This window comes from Streptomyces sp. RGM 3693, assembly GCF_050471125.1.
In the GTDB taxonomy this organism is placed as follows: Bacteria; Actinomycetota; Actinomycetes; order Streptomycetales; family Streptomycetaceae; genus Streptomyces.
On sequence record NZ_JBMPPQ010000003.1, the window covers coordinates 1682519 to 1702856 of the forward strand.

18 protein-coding genes and 2 pseudogenes are annotated in these 20338 nt (G+C 70.6%); 13 read left to right on the forward strand and 7 right to left on the reverse strand.

The features are described 5' to 3' along the window. Positions 1–83: 83 nt before the first annotated feature. Positions 84–2507 (forward strand): right-handed parallel beta-helix repeat-containing protein, encoded by a 2424-nt coding sequence (locus tag ACO0M4_RS35930; protein WP_430375271.1) that lies wholly within the window; start codon positions 84–86, stop codon positions 2505–2507. Here the strand turns inward: ACO0M4_RS35930 and ACO0M4_RS35935 are convergent. Beyond that, complete coding sequence (locus ACO0M4_RS35935) at positions 2477–4885, reverse strand: hypothetical protein (protein ID WP_430375273.1); 2409 nt, start codon at positions 4883–4885, stop codon at positions 2477–2479. The two genes, ACO0M4_RS35930 and ACO0M4_RS35935, sit on opposite strands and share 31 nt — an antisense overlap. Before the next feature lie 282 nt (positions 4886–5167). Between ACO0M4_RS35935 and ACO0M4_RS35940 the strand changes: the two genes are divergently transcribed. After that, entirely contained in the window at positions 5168–6016 is an 849-nt protein-coding gene (locus ACO0M4_RS35940; protein ID WP_430375274.1) for a DeoR/GlpR family DNA-binding transcription regulator, read from the forward strand. Positions 6017–6075: 59 nt separating this feature from the next. Further along, positions 6076–6549 (forward strand): SRPBCC family protein, encoded by a 474-nt coding sequence (locus ACO0M4_RS35945; RefSeq protein WP_430375275.1) that lies wholly within the window; start codon positions 6076–6078, stop codon positions 6547–6549. A gap of 573 nt (positions 6550–7122) precedes the next feature. Here ACO0M4_RS35945 and ACO0M4_RS35950 read toward each other — a convergent pair. Beyond that, positions 7123–8292, reverse strand: coding sequence for a PLP-dependent cysteine synthase family protein (locus ACO0M4_RS35950; RefSeq protein ID WP_430375276.1), 1170 nt, complete (start codon positions 8290–8292; stop codon positions 7123–7125). Positions 8293–8536: 244 nt separating this feature from the next. Here ACO0M4_RS35950 and ACO0M4_RS35955 point away from each other — a divergent pair, with 244 nt between their 5' ends. Together ACO0M4_RS35955 and ACO0M4_RS35960 are read left to right on the forward strand one after the other, a co-directional pair. After that, complete coding sequence (locus tag ACO0M4_RS35955) at positions 8537–8824, forward strand: hypothetical protein (RefSeq protein WP_100604005.1); 288 nt, start codon at positions 8537–8539, stop codon at positions 8822–8824. 175 nt (positions 8825–8999) lie between these two features. Beyond that, positions 9000–9500 carry an ATP-binding protein gene (locus tag ACO0M4_RS35960; protein ID WP_430375277.1) on the forward strand — a complete coding sequence of 167 codons (501 nt, stop codon included), beginning with the start codon at positions 9000–9002 and terminating at the stop codon, positions 9498–9500. Positions 9501–9516: 16 nt separating this feature from the next. Here the strand turns inward: ACO0M4_RS35960 and ACO0M4_RS35965 are convergent, their stop codons facing one another. After that, on the reverse strand, positions 9517–9834 hold the full coding sequence (locus ACO0M4_RS35965) for an SHOCT domain-containing protein (RefSeq protein ID WP_430375278.1): 318 nt from the start codon (positions 9832–9834) through the stop codon (positions 9517–9519). Positions 9835–10114: 280 nt separating this feature from the next. Between ACO0M4_RS35965 and ACO0M4_RS35970 the strand changes: the two genes are divergently transcribed. From ACO0M4_RS35970 to ACO0M4_RS35995, 6 genes are all read left to right on the forward strand, one after another. After that, complete coding sequence (locus ACO0M4_RS35970) at positions 10115–10771, forward strand: TetR/AcrR family transcriptional regulator (RefSeq protein ID WP_430375279.1); 657 nt, start codon at positions 10115–10117, stop codon at positions 10769–10771. Positions 10772–10798: 27 nt separating this feature from the next. After that, positions 10799–11386 carry a DUF4865 family protein gene (locus ACO0M4_RS35975; RefSeq protein ID WP_430375280.1) on the forward strand — a complete coding sequence of 196 codons (588 nt, stop codon included), beginning with the start codon at positions 10799–10801 and terminating at the stop codon, positions 11384–11386. Then, the gene (locus ACO0M4_RS35980) at positions 11383–12369 is read left to right on the forward strand and encodes a phosphotriesterase family protein (RefSeq protein ID WP_430375281.1); all 987 of its coding nucleotides are present in this window, start codon (positions 11383–11385) and stop codon (positions 12367–12369) included. The genes ACO0M4_RS35975 and ACO0M4_RS35980 overlap by 4 nt, the downstream gene beginning before the upstream one ends. A 703-nt stretch (positions 12370–13072) precedes the next feature. After that, complete coding sequence (locus tag ACO0M4_RS35985) at positions 13073–14686, forward strand: recombinase family protein (protein ID WP_430375282.1); 1614 nt, start codon at positions 13073–13075, stop codon at positions 14684–14686. 31 nt (positions 14687–14717) lie between these two features. Further along, on the forward strand, positions 14718–14936 hold the full coding sequence (locus tag ACO0M4_RS35990; RefSeq protein ID WP_430375283.1) for a hypothetical protein: 219 nt from the start codon (positions 14718–14720) through the stop codon (positions 14934–14936). Further along, positions 14860–15396, forward strand: coding sequence for a hypothetical protein (locus ACO0M4_RS35995; protein WP_430375284.1), 537 nt, complete (start codon positions 14860–14862; stop codon positions 15394–15396). The genes ACO0M4_RS35990 and ACO0M4_RS35995 overlap by 77 nt, the downstream gene beginning before the upstream one ends. 60 nt (positions 15397–15456) lie before the next feature. Here the strand turns inward: ACO0M4_RS35995 and ACO0M4_RS36000 are convergent, their stop codons facing one another. From ACO0M4_RS36000 to ACO0M4_RS36015, 4 genes and pseudogenes are all read right to left on the reverse strand, one after another. Next, on the reverse strand, positions 15457–15927 hold the full coding sequence (locus tag ACO0M4_RS36000) for an NUDIX hydrolase (protein WP_430375285.1): 471 nt from the start codon (positions 15925–15927) through the stop codon (positions 15457–15459). A 3-nt stretch (positions 15928–15930) separates the two neighbouring features. Next, a pseudogene (locus ACO0M4_RS36005) lies at positions 15931–16518 on the reverse strand (XRE family transcriptional regulator); the annotation flags it as partial. A gap of 172 nt (positions 16519–16690) precedes the next feature. Next, positions 16691–18070, reverse strand: a complete 1380-nt coding sequence (locus ACO0M4_RS36010; RefSeq protein ID WP_430368540.1) for an IS1380 family transposase — start codon at positions 18068–18070, stop codon at positions 16691–16693. A gap of 108 nt (positions 18071–18178) precedes the next feature. Next, positions 18179–18352, reverse strand: a pseudogene (locus tag ACO0M4_RS36015) (helix-turn-helix domain-containing protein); the annotation flags it as partial. A gap of 314 nt (positions 18353–18666) precedes the next feature. Between ACO0M4_RS36015 and ACO0M4_RS36020 the strand changes: the two are divergent. Together ACO0M4_RS36020 and ACO0M4_RS36025 are read left to right on the forward strand one after the other, a co-directional pair. Continuing rightward, positions 18667–18852 (forward strand): hypothetical protein, encoded by a 186-nt coding sequence (locus tag ACO0M4_RS36020; RefSeq protein WP_430375286.1) that lies wholly within the window; start codon positions 18667–18669, stop codon positions 18850–18852. Between the two features lie 379 nt (positions 18853–19231). Further along, positions 19232–20310 (forward strand): IS630 family transposase gene (locus tag ACO0M4_RS36025; protein ID WP_430375287.1). Its coding sequence is split into 2 segments (ribosomal slippage): positions 19232–19733 and positions 19733–20310, totalling 1080 coding nucleotides; the frame shifts between segments, so codons are not numbered across the junction. The last annotated feature ends 28 nt before the right edge of the window (positions 20311–20338 follow it).

Below are 20338 nucleotides of genomic sequence, written 5' to 3' on the forward strand. Positions count from 1 at the left end.
CCCGCAGACCTCAAAGCGGACATCCGTGGACGGATGACTGCCGGGGCGACATCCGCCGTACGAAGTGGGGACACGACACCGCCATGGCACAGGGTTCGGTCCAGGTGACGCACTCCGGAACGTCGCGTTGGCGGCGCCGCACCGGTGAGTACAGTTCGCTCGCCGCCGCCCTGGAGGCCGCCGGGGACGGTGACGTCCTGACCGTGCCGGCGGGGACGTACCGGGAGAACCTGGTCCTGCAGCGGTCGGTGACACTGCGCGGCCCGGAGGGGGCCCGCGGCTCGGTGCGGATCGCGCCGGCCGACGGGGTGGCGCTGACGATACGGGCCTCGGCCACCGTCCACGACCTGCACCTGGAGGCGACCGACTCGGCGTCGCCGGCGCTGCTGGTGGAGGACGGCGCCCCCGAACTGGCCGACATCCGGGTGGTGACCCGGTCCGCGGCGGGGATCGAGGTGCGCGGCGGGGCCCGTCCGACGGTGCGGCGCTGCACGGTCGACAACGCCGGCGGGGTCGGCATCAGCATCCTGGACGGCGCCGGCGGGCTCTTCGAGGAGTGCGAGGTGATGGCGGCCGGCCAGGCCGGCGTGGCGGTGCGCGGCGGCGCCCATCCGCGGCTGGAGAACTGCCGGATCCACCACGCCTCGGGCGCCGGCCTGTCACTGACCGGCGACGGCAGCGCGGTCGAGGCGGTGGGCTGCGAGCTGTACGAGATCAAGGGTACGGGCATCCAGGTGGCGGCCCGGGCCACCGGTCACTTCACCGACTGCACGGTGCACCGCACCACCGCGGACGGCGTCACCCTGGACACCGATGCGGTGCTCACCCTCGCCGACTGCGACATCCACGACATCCCGGAGAACGCGGTGGACCTGCGGTCCCGGTCGGTGCTGACGCTGACCCGCAGCACGGTGCGGCACTTCGGGCGGAACGGCCTGTCGGTGTGGGACCCGGGCACCCGGGTGGACGCCAACCAGTGCGAGATCCACGACAGTACGGGCGACTACCCGGCGGTGTGGGTCAGCGACGGCGCCACCGCGGTACTCGACTCGACGCGGGTGCACGACGTCCCGGACGCGCTCTTCGTCCTGGACCGGGGTTCTCGGGCCGACGTCGTGGACTGCGACATCACGCAGGTCCGCAACACCGCGGTGTCGGTGAGCGACGGCGCCACCGTCCAGCTGGACGACTGCCGGATCCGGGAGACCTCGACCGGTGCGTGGTTCCGCGACCACGGCAGCGGCGGCACGCTCGCCAACTGCACCATCGACGGGGCCCAGACCGGGGTGATCGTCACCAAGGGCGCGGACCCCACCATCGAGGGCTGCACGGTCAGTTCGCCGGCCGAGGCCGGCTTCTACGTCTCGGCGGAGGGCCGCGGCACCTTCCACAGCTGCCGGGTCACCGGCAGTTCCGGCTTCGGCTTCCACGTGATCGACGGCTGCCGGACGACGCTGACCCGGTGCCGCACGGAGCGCTGCGCACGCGGTGGTTACGAGTTCGCCGACGCACACGGCACCGGCGTCAGCCCCACGGTCGAGGACTGCACCAGCGACGAGAGCCGGACCACGCAGGCGCCGACGGCGACCGCCCCGACGGTGCAGCAGGCGACCCAGACGGCCGGACTGCTGGGCAACGTCCCGGCGCCGCGTTCGGCGCCGGCCACCACCGCGGCCCCGGAGGCGTCGGCGCCCGGCCGCCCCTCCGAGGAGGTGTTGGGCGAGCTGGACACCCTGGTGGGACTGGACAGCGTCAAGCGGGAGGTGCGCAGCCTGATCAACATGATCGAGGTGGGGCGCCGCCGGCAGGAGGCCGGCCTCAAGGCCGCGTCGGTCCGCCGCCATCTGGTGTTCACCGGCTCCCCCGGCACCGGCAAGACCACGGTGGCCCGGCTGTACGGCGAGATCCTGCACTCCCTGGGTGTACTGGAGCGCGGGCACCTGGTCGAGGTGTCGCGGGTGGACCTGGTGGGCGAGCACATCGGCTCGACGGCGATCCGCACCCAGGAGGCGTTCGACCGGGCGCGCGGCGGGGTGCTGTTCGTCGACGAGGCGTACGCGCTCTCCCCCGAGGACTCCGGGCGGGACTTCGGCAAGGAGGCCATCGACACCCTGGTGAAGCTGATGGAGGACCACCGGGACGCGGTGGTGGTCATCGTGGCCGGCTACACCGCCGAGATGGAACGGTTCCTGGCGGTCAACCCCGGTATCTCCTCCCGTTTCTCACGGACCATCAGGTTCGGTGACTACGCACCGGAGGAGCTGCTGCGGATCGTCGAGCAGCAGGGCGAGGAGCACGAGTACCGCCTCGCCGAGGGGGCCGACGAGGCGCTGCTCAAGTACTTCACGACGCTGCCCAAGGGGCCGTCGTTCGGCAACGGCCGTACCGCGCGGCAGACGTTCGAGGCGATGGTCGAGCGGCACGCGGGCCGGGTCGCCCGCGTCACCGACCCGAGTACCGACGACCTGACCCTCCTCTACGCCGAGGACCTGCCCGAACTCCCCTGACAGTGCGGCTCGTTGGTGCGCTGGCCCGGTATCCCCGGGCCCAGCCGGGCGAGCAGTTCGGCGCGCACCCGGTCGAAGACCGGGTCGGCCTGGTAGTCGCCGTGGCCCAGGATCTGCGCGGGCAGCGGGTTCTGGAGGGTACGGCCGAAGGTGAGCGGGTCGCGGAGCGGTCCCTCGTCGACCGCCCGGCCGTCCTCGCAGGTGAGCCGGATCGGGCCGCCGATGGGGTCGGTGAAGCGCCACAGGTTGCGCCAGTCGTCCATCTCGCGGTGCAGGCCGGTGAGCGCGGGCGGGCCGAAGTAGGCGGGGAACCAGCGGCCGTAGAGGCGTTCCAGCGGGCTGCCGTAGGTGAGCAGGGCGACCCGGCTGCGGGTGACCAGGTCCAGTTGCCAGACGGCGGCCGCGGCCAGCACGCTGCCCTGGGAGTGGCCGGAGATCACCAGCCGACCGTCGCACCGCTCGGTCCAGGTGGCCATCCGCCAGGTCAGATCGGGGACGGCGCGCTCGGCGTAGCAGGGCGGGGCGAACGGGTGCGCGGCGCGCGGCCAGAAGGTGCCAACGTCCCAGAGGATGCCGATGGTGCGGCGGGCAGAGTGGTCGCGGTAGGCGCGCCGGCCCATGGTGAGCAGCAGGATCACCCCAGCGCCCATCAGCCAGGAGCCGAGGGACTCGGCGGTCTCGGCGGCGGCGTGCACGAACGGCGGGGCGCCCTCGGTGGCGCGGCCGGGGGCCCGGTCGGTGAGCCAGGCGCCGGCCACCGCGCCGGCACCCAGGACGAGGGTGACCGCGGCGATGGCGGCCACCAGGACGGGCGCCGCGTCGGTGAGCCCGGCGCGGGCGATGGTGCCCGCGATGCGTTCGGTGCGCAGCACGTCCGGGCGCTCACGCGGGTTGTAGAGCCCGGGGACGTCCTTGCCGACCTGCTTGCGGACGACCAGCACCCGGATCCCGGCCAGGACGGCGACGGCGGCCACCACGACCAACAGGGCGGGCAGGACCGACGCCTGCCAGGAGAGCAGCACCGGCGGCCCCGCGATCGGGGCGTGGTCCTGGCCGGGGGTGGCGGGCCCGTCGATCCAGTCCGCGAACCGCTGAGCCACTCCCCCGGAGAGCACCCCGGCGACCGCACAGGACAGCAGTGCGACGGCCGGGCCGCCCATGCCGCGCAGTGCGGTGCGGGCCTCGTCGCGGGCGGCGCGCTGGAGGAACCAGGCGGTCACCGCCAGGGCCAGCACCAGCGCGCCCTGGCAGACGGCGATCCCGCCGAACGCCGCGACCCCGGGCAGCGGGCCGTGGCTGACCGCCGCCGGCCGCGCCCAGGCGGCGTAGCCGGCGGTGAGGGCGAGCACGGCCAGCGCGGCGTACGGCAACGCCCGCACCGCCGGACGGTCGGACTCCTCGTCGCGGGCCGCCTCACTGCGGGCGGTGCGCCAGACGATGGTCAAGGTGACCACGGCGAGCAGCACGGCCAGGACGGTCAGGGTCTGGCCGACGGCGGTCAGCGTGGTGGCGCCGGCCCGCCGGTCGGCCCGGAGCGAGGCGACGAGCAGGGCGGCGGTGACGGTCAGCACCCCGGCCGTGGCGTGGGCGGCGCGCAGCCGGGCGACCAGCCGGCGGCCGTACCAGAAGCCGTCGAGGCCCAGCGCGGTGCGTTCGTCGGCGGGAGTGCCGCGGGAGGCGCCCGGGCGGCGCGGCGGCGGGGAGGCCGACTCGTAGGCGCTCCAGGTGCGGTGCGAGAGCCACCAGAGGAAGCCGATGACCGTCAGGGGCAGCGCGGAGGCGAGGACCAGGCGCCGTCCCGGAGTGCTCCACCAGCCCCCGTCCGCGGGGTTGAGGAAGCCCAGCCAGGATTTGCCGGTGGCGCAGACCGGGGTGCCGGCGCACTGCCAGGCGCTGAGGTCGAGGGCGACCTCGCAGGCCGCGGCGGCCAGCAGGACGGTGAGGGTGAGGGCGAGCAGCCGCACCAGCAGGTCGTAGATGCGCTGGCCGCGGTGTTCGGGCGGGGCGGCCGGGCGCATCCAGTGGGCGAGGTTGGCGACCATGAAGGGCAGCAGGATCAGCCAGAGCGCGCGGGCGCCGTTGCCGGAGGTGAGGTTGGACCAGCAGTACGCCTCCCGGACCGGTCGGGTCCGGTAGTCCTCGGGGCGCTGCTCGGCGTCCACGTCCTCGGGGCGGCGGTAGCAGGCCGCGGTGTCGTCGCCGGTGATCCGTTGGACGCGCGGGTCGCCGAGCATCTCTTGTGGTGTGGTGCCGCCGACCCCGTGGACGAGCAGCTCCAGGGCGAGTTGTGGTTGCGGTGTGGTGGTGAGCGGCGGGTCCGTCGCCGGGCTCGGTTCCGTCGAGCGGGCGGGTGGTGGTGTGGTGGCCGCGATCTCCACTGGCTCTCCCCCGATGTCAGTGCGGTGCGGTGTGGTGCCGTGGTGGGCGGGTGTGGTCGGTCGTGCGGTGTGCCGCCCTCCTCGGATTGTCCCTTCCCTCAGAGAGCGTGCGCACCCGGGTTGCGGTTCCCGGGGTGCCGGTTGTGGCTCCTGGTCGCGGTCCCCCGGAGCGGGGCTGCTGTCAGACCCTCGTGCGAGGATGAGGGCACCAGAGATCGCAGGCGGCGGAGAGCCGGCGCACGGACCCGGGGCGGTGAGCCGGGGCGGAAGGGACGGGCCGCGGTGGGCGACAACCAGAATCTCCTCGCGGAGCAGCGGCGGGCCCTGATCCTCGATGAGGTCAGACGGCGCGGCGGAGTGCGGGTCAACGAACTCACCCGCAGGTTGAACGTCTCGGATATGACGGTCCGTCGCGATCTGGACGCGCTGGCCCGCCAGGGCATGATCGAGAAGGTGCACGGCGGCGCCCTCCCGGTGAGCGACGCCAGTGCGCACGAGCCGGGTTTCGAGGTGAAGTCGGGGCTGGAGCTGAGCGCCAAGGCGGAGATCGCCAAGGCGGCGGCCGAGCTGGCCGTGCCGGGCAGCGCGATCGCGCTGGCCGGTGGCACGACGGCGTATGCGCTGGCGCAGCGGCTGCTGGAGGTGCCGGAGCTGACCGTGGTGACGAATTCGGTGCGGGTGGCCGACGTGTTCTACAACGCCCAGCGGGCGGCGGCCAGCGGTGGCGACGGGCGGCCGCCGGCCGAGGCGGCGACGGTGGTGCTGACGGGCGGGATGCGCACGCCGTCGGACACCCTGGTCGGTCCGGTGGCGGACGCCGCGATCCGGTCGCTCCACTGCGACCTGCTCTTCCTGGGGGTGCACGGCATATCGGTGGAGGCGGGGCTGTCCACGCCGAATCTCGCGGAGGCGGAGACCAACCGGCACTTCGTGCGGTCCGCGCGCCGGGTGGTGGTGGTCGCCGACCACACCAAGTGGGGCACGGTCGGCCTGAGTTCGTTCGCCGCCCTGGACGACGTGGACGTGCTGGTGACGGATGCCGGGCTGTCCGCCGAGGCGCGTGCGGAGTTCGCTGACCGGTCGACGGAGCTGGTGGTGGCGGGCGAGCCGGTGCCCGACACAGACAGCTGACACTACGTCAGCTAGGGTGTCCGCGCAGTCCGCCCCACCCCCTTGGAGGTGCTCGTCCCATGCCCCGCCGGCTCCGCCCCGTCGACCTCGACTTCGTCGAATCGGCACCGCTGCGACTGGTGTTCACCGCCGAGGCCACCGCACCGCCGCAGGCCGTGTACGCCGCGCTGGCCGGCGACGTGCCCGGCTGGGCCGACTGGTTCACGGGGGTGGCCCGGGCGGCGCCGACGCGCGACGGCCGCGGCCGCGACGTCCGGCTCACCGGCGGCACCCACTTCGACGAGACGGTGCTGGCGACCGAGCCCGGCGCGCGCTACGCCTACCGGGTCGACACCACCAACGCCCCCGTTCTGCGGGCCCTCTTGGAGGACTGGCGGCTGACGCCGGCCGGCGCCGGGACCCGACTGCGGTGGACGTTCGCGGCGGACGGCCCGGCGGCGTTCCGCTGGCTGATGCCACTGGCCCGGCCGGGCCTGGGGCGCGCGTTCCGGGATTCGATACGGGCCCTGGACCGGCGGCTCGCCGGCAGCTGACGCCCGGTCCGGCCCGGGCGCGCCCCGGTGCCCGTCCGGTGGGTCACCGTCTCTCCCGCGCGGCGGGGCTGCTCCCCGATGAGTGGTCCCGCCGCGCCGGCATGTACCCACCCGCTTGGGCCAGGCGGTGTCGTGTGGAGCACCTCGCGGACCGCCAGGGAACACGCCGGGCGCGCCACCACGCCCGCAAGGCGAGAGCGTCACCGCCCCTGCCCGGGCCTTCGAACGAAGACCAGGAGAGGGCCTTGCCCCCACCCACGAGCCGAACGCCTCCGAAGCCCGGCCGTCGCGCCCGGCTGGGACTGTCAGCGGGTGACGCAAGTAGCGTCCGGGCTCCAACTCACCTCGATCGAGGAGCCGTTGTCGCCACCGCGTTCTCACCGATACCGGAGCTGAATCTCCTCAAGGACTCCAAACCCGCGGGGACGCCGGAGCGCTCAGCCGGCCGCGGAATGCGGTAGGCCGTCGCACCGCACCCTGCGCCGCGTCCTGAACACCACCATCGAGGCCGCCCTGCGGGCGGTGAGGAGACCCCGACGACGATCCTGATGATCCGTCAGACAGGCTGAGCCCCTAGGCGTCCCAGGAGCCGCCGGCGAGGAAGTGCTCGATGGTCCGGGCGTAGGGGGTGATGTCGAGCCCCTGGGCGGCCAGCCAGTCGTCCGAGTAGTACTTGTCGAGGTAGCGGTCGCCGGGGTCGCACAGCAGCGTCACCACGGATCCGGTCCGGCCCTCGGCGACCATCTCCGCGACGATCTTCAGGGCGCCCCACAGCCCGGTGCCGGTCGAGCCGCCCGCCTTGCGACCGATCGCCTGCTCCAGCGCGCGTACCGCGGCGACGCTGGCCGCGTCCGGGACCTTCATCATCCGGTCGATCGCACCGGGCACGAAGCTCGGTTCCATCCGCGGCCGGCCGATGCCCTCGATACGGGAGGCGGTGGCGCAGTCGGTCGCGGCGTCGCCGGTGAGCCAGCCGTCGAAGAAGCAGGAGTTCTCCGGGTCGGGGACGCAGATCCGGGTGTCGTACTGCATGTAGTGCACATAGCGGGCGATGGTCGCGGAGGTGCCGCCGGTGCCGGCGGTCGCGACGATCCAGGCGGGCTCGGGGTAGCGCTCCAGCCGCAGCTGCTGGTAGATCGACTCGGCGATGTTGTTGTTGCCGCGCCAGTCCGTGGCCCGCTCGGCGTAGGTGAACTGGTCCATGTAGTGCCCGCCGGACTCGGCGGCCAGCCGGGCGGACACCTCGTAGACCGTCCGCGGGTCCTGGACCAGGTGGCAGGTGCCGCCGTGGAACTCGATCAGTCGGGTCTTCTCCCGGCTGGTGGTGGCCGGCATCACCGCGATGAACGGGACGCCGATCAGCGAGGCGAAGTACGCCTCGGAGACGGCCGTGGAGCCGCTGGAGGACTCGATCACCGGCTTCCCCGGCCGGATCCAGCCGTTGCACAGCCCGTAGAGGAAGAGCGAGCGGGCCAGCCGGTGCTTGAGGCTGCCGGTGGGGTGCGTCGACTCGTCCTTGAGGTAGAGGTCGATGCCCCACGCCTCGGGCAGCGGGAAGCGCAGCAGATGGGTGTCGGCGGTGCGGTTGGCGTCCGCCTGGACCTTGCGGACGGCTTCATTGAGCCAGTCCCGGTAGTCCGGATCCGAGCGGTCCACGTCGACGGTCGGCAGGACCGACGGGGTCGGCGTGCGGGCCGCGTCCTGGTGTCCGGGCCGGCTCTGCGGCTGTCGTGCGGTGCTCACCGGCGCGCTCCTCAGGGGTGTACGGGCCCGCCCGGAAGGTCGGGCCGGTTTCGACTATAACCACCCGGCGCACGCTTCTCACCTGCATAAACAACCCTTTGAGAGGCCCCAAGAAGGCCCTGGGGGAAGGGTGTTGTGCGCCTCTGCGCCCCGTGCGGCACTGGTGAACCGGGCGTTGTGGCGGCAAACTTCCTATCGGGGGGCGGTGGACGAGACCCGCCCATGGCATCGGGGAGTGGTGAGGATGGCGGAGCCGGAATACAACGCGACCGGCGTGCGGATCGAGCGCGCGTTGCGGTCCCTGACCAGAGCGGGACAGATCCGCATCAGCGGCGGCCGGCTGGCACTGCTGACCAGTTACGGCACGGAGATCGACAGCGCCCCGCTCGGCGCGGTGGAAGCCCACAAGCCGCTGTTCGCGGCCCGCGACCGGGCGCTCGCCGTCCTCAACGGGAACCGCTATTCGCTGACCCTGGGCGCCCGGGACCGCTTCCTCAACGCCGTGGAGGCGGCACGTCGGCCACGCGCGTGAACGCCGGCTGCGGCCGGGGCGGTGCGGTTGCGGCGGCGCACCGCCTGAAGGACTCTGGACACGTATCACTGAGGGTTCACCAGCGATGACGCTGCGGCGCAGCGGGCATCGCCGGTTCCGATCTTCACCCCTCCCCGGTACGAGGGGTGCCCGGCCTCATCAGGGAGTCGCGGTCGTGATCAGGCAGCCCAGCAGACACTGCACGGTGGAACTCCAGGCCGCCCCGGCCCGGATCGGGCACGTGCGCAGGATCGTCTCCGCGCAGTTGCGGTACTGGCATCTGGACGCCTTGATCGATCCGGCCGCCCTCGGGGTGACCGAACTCCTCGCCAACGTCCACCGGCACGCCCGGCCCAGCAAGCAGTGCACCGTCGAACTGTGCGTCCTGCTCGATCAGTTGACGGTCTCGGTGCACGACCTCGATCCCCGGATGCCGCACCTGCGGACCGCCGGGAGCTGGGAGACCTGCGGCCGCGGGCTGGCCCTGATCGCGGCGCTCAGCGAGAGCTGGGGGGTGCGCCCCCACGGCCCGGGCAAGGTCGTCTGGTTCACCCTCCCCGCGCTGACCACCGCCCCCGAAGAGGCCCGGGCGCTGCGGACCCACTGGGACCCCGCGCCGATGGAGGAGGCGGGCGCCGACCCCCGGCCCCGGACCCGGAGCGCGCGGGTCGGCTGACCACAGACCCGGCGCGTCAGGCCGCGCTCCCCTTGTGGCCGGCGCCGAAGTGCTCCTCCAGGACGGACAACCGGCGCCAGTACTCCTCCTCGTCGATCTCACCGGCCGCGAACCGGCGACCGAGGACGGCGATCGGGGTCGGGGTGTCACCGCCGGCCGCGGGCCGGGGACCGGGCCACGGGCCGCGGAAGGCCCGGCCGGGACCGCCGCGCCGCCACCCGGTGCGGCGCAGCAGGGTCACCACGCCGAAGGCCACGGCCGCCCAGACGAGCGGGAAGAAGAGGATCCAGGGCCCCGGACCGCCGCCGGACCAGTGTTCTGCCAGTGCGTTCATGGAAGTCAGCTCCTTGACGGGATGAACCGGACGGTCTCCGGCCGCGGGCCGGGCGGAGACGCCGGGTGTCTGCCTTCGAGACTCGCCGCCGCGGGCCCGCGCGTCGTCGTACGCCCGGCGGCACTGCACGTACGACCGCGGGGGTACGCGACGCGGGCCAGGGAGCACCCGAGCTCTGACACCACCCCGGGCACCGCCCCGAGAACCCTGGACGTCATTCCAGCCGCCACTCCAGCCGCCACTCTTGATCTCTGTAACTACTGGTATGTACAGTCAGGGTGTGAACAGTACGCAGGACAGCGCAGCGACACAGGACAGCACAGCGGCAGCCGGCGCTCCCCCGGCCAGCACGCAGGAACGGCTCGTCACCAGCACCCAGGAACTCCTGTGGGAACGCGGCTACGTCGGCACCAGCCCCAAGGCGATCCTGCAACGCGCCGGGGTGGGCCAGGGCAGCATGTACCACCACTTCGCGGGCAAGTCCGATCTCGCGCTGGCGGCGATCCAGCGCACCGCCGAGGACATGCGGACGACCGCCGAGGAAATCTTCACCGCCCCCGGCACGGCGTACGACCGGGTAGCGGCCTACCTGCTGCGCGAGCGACAGGTACTGCGCGGCTGTCCGATCGGGCGGATGACGCAGGACCGCGACGTGGTGCAGGACCCGGCACTCCGTGCCCCGTTGGACGCGATGTTCGGCTGGCTCCAGCGCCGGATCGCGGAGGTCCTCACCGAGGGGCAGCAGCGCGGTGAGCTGGCCACCGCCCTCGATCCGGCGGCCACCGCGGCCAGCGTCGCCGCGGTCGTCCAGGGCGGCTACGTCCTGGCCCGGGCGGCCGAGGACGCCGCGCCGTTCGACGCCGCCGTACACGGCCTACTGGCCCTCCTGGCCGCACAGGCCACACCGCCCGCAGCCCCCGAGCCCCGCACACCCTGACCTCCCCTCCCCTACGGAGCCCCGCCCATGCACGCCATGCAGTACCGCATCACGCTGCCCGCCGACTACGACATGGAGATCATCCGACACCGGGTGCGAACCAAGGGCCACCTACTGGACGACTTCGCCGGCCTCGGCCTCAAGGCGTACGGGATCCGGGAGCGCGGCACCGACGGCTCACCGGTCAACCAGTACGCGCCGTTCTACCTCTGGGCCGACCAGGAGGCGATGAACCGCTTCCTGACCGGCGAGGGGTTCCGCGGCGTGGTCCGCGACTTCGGACGGCCGGCGGTCCACAACTGGCAGGGCCTGTACCACCGCCCGGGGCCCGCGGCCGACCGCGCCCCCGGCTCCTTCACCCAGCGGACCCAGCCGCTCCCCGAAGGCTCCGACCTGCCGACCGCCATCGAGGACGCGCTCGCCGGGCACGAGAAGCTCGCGACCACCGACGGCGTGCACACCACCGCCCTCGGCCTCGACCCCCGGCACTGGGAACTGGTCCACTTCACCCTCTGGGCGGACACCGCCCCGGAGTCCGCCGGCGGGGAGCGCTTCCGGGTACTGCACCTGTCCGCGCCGGGCACCGGCCGGCTGGGCGCCGGGCGGCAGTGGTGACCCCGACCCCCGCGGCCGCACCCGGCCACCGCACCGAGCCGCCCGCCGGCCCCGTCGTCCGCACCGTCCTGGGCGACCTCGCCCCCGACCGCCTCGGCGTCTGCGACGCGCACGACCACCTCTTCCTGGGCAGCCCCCAACTGCCGGGCCAGGAACTGGCCGACCCCGAGGCGGCCGCCGCCGAACTACGCGCCTTCCGGGCGGCCGGCGGCTCGGCCGTAATCCAGTGGACGCCGTACGGCATGGGTCGACGGGCGGCCGAACTGCCACGGCTGGCCCGGGAGTCGGGAGTGACGATCGTCGCCGCGACCGGGCTGCACCAGGAGGTGCACTACGCCCCCGACGTCCTGACACGGCTCCCGGCGGATCCGGCCGCACTCTTCGTCACCGAACTGACCGAGGGCATCATCGGCACCGGCGACGCCGCACACTCCCCCGAGCCCCGACCCCGGGCCGGCATGATCAAGGTGGCCGGCGGCTTCCACGGACTGGACCGGCACGCAAGACTCACCATGACGGCCGCCGCCGAGGCCCATCGGGCGACCGGCGCGGCCATCGGCGTCCACCTGGAGCTGGGCACCGGGGCGTTGGACGTCCTCGACCTGCTGTGCGGCGAATTGGCCGTTCCGCCGGACCGGGTGATCCTCGGCCACCTCAACCGCTCACCCGACCTCGCGACACACCGGATGGCCGCCGAAGCCGGCGCCTACCTCGCCTTCGACGGCCCGTCACGCGCCAACCACACCACGGACTGGCGGCTGCCGGACGCGGTGGCGGCACTCTGCGACGCCGGATTCGCCGACCGGATCCTGCTCGGCGGCGACACCACGACGGCCGCCGCCCGTTCGGTGAACGGCGGCCCCGGCATGCCGTATCTGCTGCGCAGGCTCCGTCCACGGCTGGAACTCGCCGTGGGCGCGGAGGCGGTGCGGGGGATGCTGACGACGAACCCGGGTCGAGCGTTTTCGGCTGAGTGGCCGTAGTTACCCGTCCGCTGCGGTTGGCGCCTGGCGGCGCGGGGCCACTGCGCGGGGCCGCCTCGTACGTTGCCGGGTGCGGCGTCGTTTCGCCTGCGGCGGGCTGTGGTCCGCTGCGCGGGGCTTTCGGGGTGCGGGGGCGGGTTGGAGGGGTTGGTGTTCAGGACTGCTGCGCTTTACGTCCTGAACACCAACCCCTCCAACCCGCCCCCTCCCGGTGGTGGTGGGGAAGGACGGTGAGTGGGGGGCAAGGCGAGTGGTCCGGTGCCGGTCTCTTTCCCTCCATGAGCCCGCACCTCCATGAGCTCGCATGTCTTCGAACCTGCACGTCTTCGAATCCGCGCCTCTTCCACCCACGGACGGCACCGACCCACCCACGGGCCGACACGGTCCCGCCGGCGCGCACCCCACCGTCCCTCTTTTCCCACCCACTCACGGGAGGGGGCGGGGATGTGGGGCTGGGGTGTGCCGGACGTAAAGCGAAGCAGTCCGGCACACCCCAGCCCCACATCCCCGCCACCGCACCCAACAGCCCCGCGCAGCGGACAACACCCCACACCGCAGGCGAAACAACGCCACAGGCGAAACACCAAGAACCCCCACGGCGGGAAAGCCCCGAAGCTCCAGAGTCATAGTTCTGGAGTGATCACCCGTGGTGGCATCGACGCAGGTCAAGCGGTCCGGGAACTCGCCGGTCCCTACCGGCGGCATGAATACAACCCAATCAGCCCCCGCCGGGACTGTCATCAACGAGACCCTGCGCGGAGTCCGGTGCATCCGTCTCTCGGTGCGGACGGACGAGACGACCAGCCCCGAGCGGCAGCGCGAGGCCGACGACATAGCAGCGGCAGCGCTCGGGATCGACTTCGGCGAGGGTGACGAGCTGCGGGAAGCCGTGGACCTGGACATGAGCGCGTCCAAGATCGGCCCGTTCGACCGCCCGCAGCTCGGCGGCTGGCTAGCCCGACCCACCGCCTTTGATGCCCTGGTGTTCTGGCGCTTCGATCGCGCCATCCGGTCCATGGACGACATGTACCAGCTCGCCGAGTGGGCACGCGAGCACCGCAAGATGATCGTTTTCGCCGAGGGTATCGGTGGGGGCCGGCTGGTCTTCGACTTCCGCAACCCCATGGATCCCATGAGCGAACTCATGATGCTCATGCTGGCCTTTGCCGCTCAGGTGGAGTCGCAGAGCATCAGTGACCACGTGACCGGCGCGCAGGCTGCCATGCGGAAGATGGCGCTTCGGTGGCGCGGCGGTGGGCGTTCGGCGTATGGGGACCTGCCTGCCCCCATGCCGAAGGAACACGGTGGGGTCGGCTGGACGCTCGTCCCCGATCCGGACGCCGTGCGCGTCATCGAGCGGATCATTGCGGCGCTGCTGGAGGGCAAGAGCCCGCACGCCATCGCGCTCATGCTCAACGCGGACGGGGTGCTGTCCCCCTCGGGGCACTGGAAGGCGTACAAGGCCCGAACCAAGGGGACCGCCGAGGCCGACGGTACGGAGACGGACGCGCCGAAGAAGAAGCCCGTGCAGTGGCGCTCTCAGCACATCGTGACCATGCTGACCAGCCCCGCACTGCTGGGCTGGAAGATGCACGCCGGCAAGCCTGTCCGTGACGACCAGGGCAACCCCGCCATGGCCACCGAAACGCCGATCGTGACCCGCGAGGAGTTCGACCAGATCGGCGCACTGCTGGCACCGAAGCCGACGTCGGAGAAGGCACCCACGCGCAAGGACTCGGCAGCGCTGCTGCTGCGGGTGATCCACTGCACCGGATGCGGCAGCCGCATGTACCTGAACAAGTCGTCCGGGAACTACGGGTGCAGCTCGTACAAGTACGGAACGCACTACCCTGCCCCCGTCACCATCCGCGGAACGTGGGTGGACGAATACGTAACCGCCGAGTTCCTACGCCTGGTCGGCCCCGTGCAGTTCACGCGCATCACAGAGATACCCGGGTACGACCCACAGCCCGAAATCGACGCCACCACCGCCGAGTTCGCCGAGCACCAGGACCAGAAGGGGCGCCAGAAGTCCAAGGCAGCGCAAGCCGAGTGGCAACGGCGTGCAGACGCACTTGACGCGCGGCTAGCCGAGCTGGAGACACGGGAGAAGACCGAGCCCCGACGCGAGATCGTCCCCACCGGGCGCACGTTCGCCGACGAATGGCACGCATCCGACACGGAAGGTAAGCGCGCCATGCTCATAGACGCGGGCGCACGCCTGGACGTGAAGCGCGGCGCCAAGGGCGGATGGCGGAAGCTCGATCTGCGCCGGGTGGAGTTCGGCATCACCGGAGATCTCGCACCAGCGGGTTGAAACCCTGGCCATCCTTGGCGGGGATGCAGACGTGGACAAGTTCATCGTTCAGACCCGGGGCAACCTCAACGACCAGCGGGCGGTACAGACTGCACTCAAGGTCAAGGCCGCGTCGGTCCACTTCTCTGACCAGTTCTTCAACGGCGACGTGGAGGTGAACCCGAAGGGTTTCGATGGTTCTGCGCAAGCGCTTGTTCGGCAGTCAGGTACTCGACGCGAAGGAGACCGGCCCGGTCATCAACGGGCATGATTTCTTTGACGTGTTGGACTCGCTGACCGCACAGGTGCGAGGTGTCAACGGTTCCAATGGCGCGCTCTACATGAATGCTGCCGTCCGGGCAAAGATCGAGTCCGGGTTTCGCCGGCTCGGTGGTGGCGAGTTGCTGCGAGAGGAGATCGCGGGAAAGCGCACCGTTACGTGGAAGGGCGTGCCGCTCCTGGACGCCGGGCAGAAGCTGGACGGTACCGATGTGCTGCCGCTGACGACGGTCGCCGACGGAAAGCAGACTGGTGACGTCTACGCGGTTCGCTTCGGGGCGACCGAGGCTGACGCCGGCGTCTCCGGACTCACCAACGGCGGCGTCCAGGTCACCGACCTGGGCGAGTCCCACGACAAGCCCGTCTACCGCACCCGCATCGACTTTTACTGTGGCCTGGCGCTGTTCGGAGGCAAGGCAGCCGCCCGCCTGACCAACGTCCTCGTCGGATGAACCACTGAGAGCCCCCGCGCTCGTCACCCTTCACCGGGCGACGGGTGCGGGGGCTTTTCGCTATCCCAGATAAGGCATCGGCCGGTCCTCCAGGAAGTGTTGGAGTCGTAGCCGCTGGGTGTGATGCATAGGAAGCGCGTTTAGTTCGCTGGGTTCAACAAAGCGGACTTCCGTGCTCTCGTCAGAGACGGCGAGCGAGCCGCCAACGATGCGCGCCCGGAAGCACACATTGAACTGCCGCCTCACCTCCCCGTCGCAGTACGCGATGATGTGGCGCGGGTCGGTATACGTGCCGATCAGTCCCGTGATCTCCACGTCGTAGCCGGTCTCTTCCTTGACCTCCCGCACGGCCGTTCCTGGTAGTGAGTCGGTCATGTCCATTCCGCCGCCCGGCAGCGCCCAGAGGTCATTGTCTCGGCGGCGCTGTAGCAGGATTCGGCCTTTGTCGTCAGTCACGACCGCTGAGGCAGCGACGACGAGACTGTTCGGCTTCGGTGCATCAGGATCGTCGTAGTACTCAGTGCGTGACACTCTCTAGCCTTCCTGTACAGGCGTTGCCTGGCCCCATACGGCATCAAAGCTCTCCGTGTAGCTGTCAAATATCCCGCCATCACTGTTTCGCCGCAGGTGCCATACGGGTGCGCCGTACGCGTTTACGCCCCAGACGTGTGCGTTGACCAACATCTGATCATCGCTGCGATAGAGGCTGTTGTAGAGGGTTGTGCCGTGCGTCCGAAGTTCGACCCCAGACACCTCAAGCAAGGGCCGGTAATGCATGAGCGCGAGTCGGCAGCGCGATTCGATCCCGTGACCAAACCGTTCTTCCTTTCCTCGCTGCTTGACGTTCTCGCTATCGGCGTCCCCAATGGCGATCCGGACAGCGCACCCCTCGGCGGCGCGCTCTCGCAGGAGGTCATTCAGGCGCGGGTATGCCTCATGCAGGAAAACCGCCGCATAGACCAGAACATCAATGCGCTCCTCTGCTTGGGCGAACAAGTCCGCGTACATGGAAACAGGGACATCGGCCCGTTGGTCGTACAGCGCGACCAGTTCGGGACTGACCGCCCGTGCGGAGCGCGCCTGCCTGAGTGCTGGCCACAACGCGTGCATATCTTCCCCTAACCTCGATCGTTCATGAGTCCTCGTCGGTGTGCTGACGGGGACTCTGTGTTTGCGAGGTGCGGTCTTTTCGGGGCTGGGGCACGTTGAGGGCCCGGTTGTCGCGTCGGATGGGCGCCGGGTTCCACTTTCCCGGTGTGGTGGTGCGGATCGTTGGGGCGGTCGGTGTGGCTGGTCAGCCGGGGCTCGGCAAGGCATTGAGCCGGTCGATTGCCCGGGTGACTTCGTCGGTCCAGGGCCATCGCGTGGTGAAGCGGAGCCAGCGGCGGCGGCCGGTGGTGACCAGCTGGGCGGCGGCGGAGAACAGTCGCAGGCGGAGCTTCTTGGGTTCCCAGCGGCGCGTTTCTGCGGTCAGGGCGAGCATCGGCATCCAGGCGAGGAGGTCGAGTGCGAGGGAGACGATCTCCAGCCAGATCCGGTTCTGTGCCGTGTCATGCAGGGGCAGGTTGCGCAGGCCGGTGTCGCGGGCGTTTCGGATGCGGTCCTCGCAGCGGGCCCGCCTGCGGTGGCGCAGTTCAAGGTCGGCGAGCTGGCCGCCTTGGGTGTTGGTCGCGAAGCAGGTCAGTCGCAGTCCGTCGACGTCGGTGAAGCGCAACTGGGCGCCGGGGTGCGACCGTTCCTTGCGGACGATCAGCCGCATCCCCTTGGGCCACGTGCTCAGGTCGGGCATGTCGGTGATCTCCGCGACCCAGGCGCCGGGCCGCTCTGTGCCGCCCGCGTCGTAAGCCGGTGTCCACGCCTTCTTCGGGATCTTCAGGACGGCCTGGTGGATGGCGTCGGTGATGGTCATGCCGACGGAATACGACAGCCACCGGCCCCGGCGGGAGAGCCAGTCGAGGAAGGCGTGGGTGCCGCCGGCAGAGTCCGTGCGGATCAGTGTCTGCCGGCCCCGCCGCAGGTGTTTGGGGAGTTGGGCCAGGGCGAGTTGGGTGGTGGTGATGTGATCGCTCGCGGTGTTGGAGCCTGCGTTGCCGGGCCGCAGCAGCGCGGCCACCGGCTCTCCGGAACCGGCTTGGCCGTGGTCGACGAACGCGACGAGCGGATGATGGCCGAAGGTCTTCTTCCAGGTCGCGGTGGCGTCCTGCTTCTCGGAGTGCGCAAGGACCAGCACGCCGTCGATGTCCACGATCACGTGAGCGTCGGCGGCCGGACCGTTCGCCCCGGCCAGTTCCCAGACCCGCGACCGTACTTCGGCCCGCGCCGACCGGATCGCGGTGAGCGCCTTCGGTCCGGCTGCGGCGAGGGCGTCGATGAGTCGTGAGACCGTGGGGTCGGACGCCACCGGGCCGAACACGTCGGGCTCGGCCCGCAGCATGGCGACATCGGCGAGGCAGTCCCCGCCCAGAGCGACTCCGAGCGCGACATCCAGCAGAACCTTGCCCGGGTCGTGCACTGCCCGCGGCTTGCGCCACGGTGCCAATGCCACCGATATCGCGGTGTCCAGGCCCACCTTGCCGACCGTCTCGACCAGCAGCACCGCCCCGGCCTGCGAGACCGCCCCGCTGCCACCGCCCTCGACACGGACACGCGGGTACAACCCGATACGCTTGCTCACCTGGAGAGTGCTTCTTTCCGTGCAGCCAACAGGACCCTAGACAAGTCCCATCGTTGCAGGTCAGGAGCACTCTCCGCTTATTTGATCAAGGCATGGACGAGCACGCTCATGAAAGCGCGAGGCTAACGCCTCGGCTGCCTTGAGTGCGGTTGCTCGCCTAGGCGTCCACCCAAGGTTGACCCACCGTTCAACACTCTTGGGATCTACGCCGGTTGCTTTGGCTAGGTCTGAGTGCGTCCACCCTTTGGACGTCAGGACGGCCCGCAGACGCTCATTCCGCATAGTCAGTGTCACCCTGCACGTTTGGACGTTGCCAGGTACGTTCTACCCGCTGCAGGACGTCCCGAAGTGGGAAACGTACGAGGTTCCTACGTCCTGGTGTAGGGCGTGAAGATCGCTCCCATGACCGAGCCGACGAGATACGCCGCAGCACCGGTTGTACTGCCTCTACGCCTGGACCTGGAGCCTGTGCCTGTAGACGGTTGTGATGTGTGCGCGGCGCTGGCCAAGCATCGGGCGGAGGCACGGGAGCGCCGAGACAGGTCGGCGGCATCCGATTGCAACATCGAGATCCGCCAGCACCCGGAGCACCAGTGATGGAACCCGAAGTGCGCAACGTGCAGCACGTGATCGATACGTCGTTCCGACACCTGCGGCTGGCCCTCGATGACCTGAACCTGTGCGTCCCTGAACTGGCCATAGGCGGAAACGGTGTGCGGCTCGGCACGGTCGGTCCACACACGGCTGAGCGTCCGGCTCAGATCCTCAAGGAAGCCAGATGACGCAGTGTCACTGTCATTACCGAGCCTCTGCGGACGGCATGTTCGTCGGCAGCGTCCCCGGGCTGCGCTCGAAGTGGGGAACGCGAAGCGGTCGCCCACTACTGAGTGGTCTTGGGCGACATAAGTTCCTGCACCTGACCTCCTGAAGTGTCGGTTGGCAGGGACGGGCAGGCTCCACCACCGCCCTAGGAAAGGCGCAAGGCACGTCTCTGGTCGCCAAGCCTGGACAGCGATCACGACCAGAGACGGCCCCGTGCACGACACACCCCTACGAGAGGTCGTACATGAACACGGTAAGCGCATTACTGACTTCAGCTTGTCGGGGTGATTCATCGCGAAGTCGCTGATGGGCGTGGGTAGGTGGCTGTATCCGTGGTGTGTGAGATATCCGGATGGGGGCGGGTTGACCGCCGCGGGGCGTCAGCGTCGTGAATCGGTTCGGGTTCAGGCGGCCGAGTTGTTCGAGCAGAAGGTCAAGCCACCGGAGGTTGCCCAGCGGCTGAGGGTGAGCCGGAAGTCGGCTTATGAATGGCATCGGCTGTGGCGGGACGGCGGGGCTGCGGCTCTTGCCTCACGGGGTCCGAGTGGATCGCGGTGCCGGCTGTCGCCGTACTGCCTGGAGAAGCTGGCCGGATTCCTGGAGGAGGGTCCAGCGGCGCACGGGTGGGTGGAGGACCAGGTGTGGACAGCGTCGCGGGTGGCCACGCTGATCGGCAGGAAGTTCCACGTCTCCTACAGCGTCTCGGGTGCCACGAGGCTGATGCACCGGCTCGGCTTCAGCCCGCAGGTGCCCGCACGTCGGGTGGCCGAGCGCGACGAGCAGGCCGTCACCGCGTGGAAGGAGGCGACCTGGACGGAGGTAAAAGGGTGCGGGCGGCCTGCGGGGGCTACGTCTGCTTCGAGGACGAAGCAGGCTTCACCCGACGGCCGCCCCGGGGACGCACCTGGGGTCGGCGCGGCCGCACCCCGGTCGTGACGGTCAGCGGACGGCGTTCGGGACGGCTGTCGGTGGCCGGGCTGATCGCGATGCGCCCTGGCTCCCGGACCCGGCTGTGCCACCGTCTGCGGACCCACCCCGCAGGCAGGGGCAAACGCCGCAGCATGAGCGAGCGGGACTTCATCGCGCTGGTCGACGGCGTCCATCAGCTGGTCAAGGCCCCGATCGTGCTCGTGTGGGACCGGCTCAACACCCACGTCTCCCGCAGGATGCGGCAGTTGACCGACGACCGGGAGTGGCTGACGGTGTTCCTGCTGCCTGCCTACTCGCCGGACCTCAACCCGGTCGAATGGGTCTGGGCCCACGTCAAACACAGCCTGGCCAATCTCGCCGTCATGGCCCTTGACCGGCTCGAAGCCCTCGTCCACAACCGGCTCAAACGCCTCCAGTACCGGCCCGACACCCTCGACGGCTTCATAGCCGGCACCGGCCTGACCCTCGACAACCCAACGTCACCCTGACGAGCCGAAGTCAGTAGTCAGTGAGGCG

What these genes read in the sequence shown, in the direction of transcription:
- ACO0M4_RS35985 (WP_430375282.1), top strand. Translation starts at nt 13,073, where the DNA reads ATGAATACAACCCAATCAGCCCCCGCCGGGACTGTCATCAACGAGACC.
- ACO0M4_RS36020 (WP_430375286.1), top strand. Translation starts at nt 18,667, where the DNA reads ATGGAACCCGAAGTGCGCAACGTGCAGCACGTGATCGATACGTCGTTC.
- ACO0M4_RS35965 (WP_430375278.1), bottom strand. Translation starts at nt 9,834, where the DNA reads ATGAACGCACTGGCAGAACACTGGTCCGGCGGCGGTCCGGGGCCCTGG.
- ACO0M4_RS35975 (WP_430375280.1), top strand. Translation starts at nt 10,799, where the DNA reads ATGCACGCCATGCAGTACCGCATCACGCTGCCCGCCGACTACGACATG.
- ACO0M4_RS35995 (WP_430375284.1), top strand. Translation starts at nt 14,860, where the DNA reads ATGGTTCTGCGCAAGCGCTTGTTCGGCAGTCAGGTACTCGACGCGAAG.
- ACO0M4_RS35945 (WP_430375275.1), top strand. Translation starts at nt 6,076, where the DNA reads ATGCCCCGCCGGCTCCGCCCCGTCGACCTCGACTTCGTCGAATCGGCA.
- ACO0M4_RS35955 (WP_100604005.1), top strand. Translation starts at nt 8,537, where the DNA reads ATGGCGGAGCCGGAATACAACGCGACCGGCGTGCGGATCGAGCGCGCG.
- ACO0M4_RS35930 (WP_430375271.1), top strand. Translation starts at nt 84, where the DNA reads ATGGCACAGGGTTCGGTCCAGGTGACGCACTCCGGAACGTCGCGTTGG.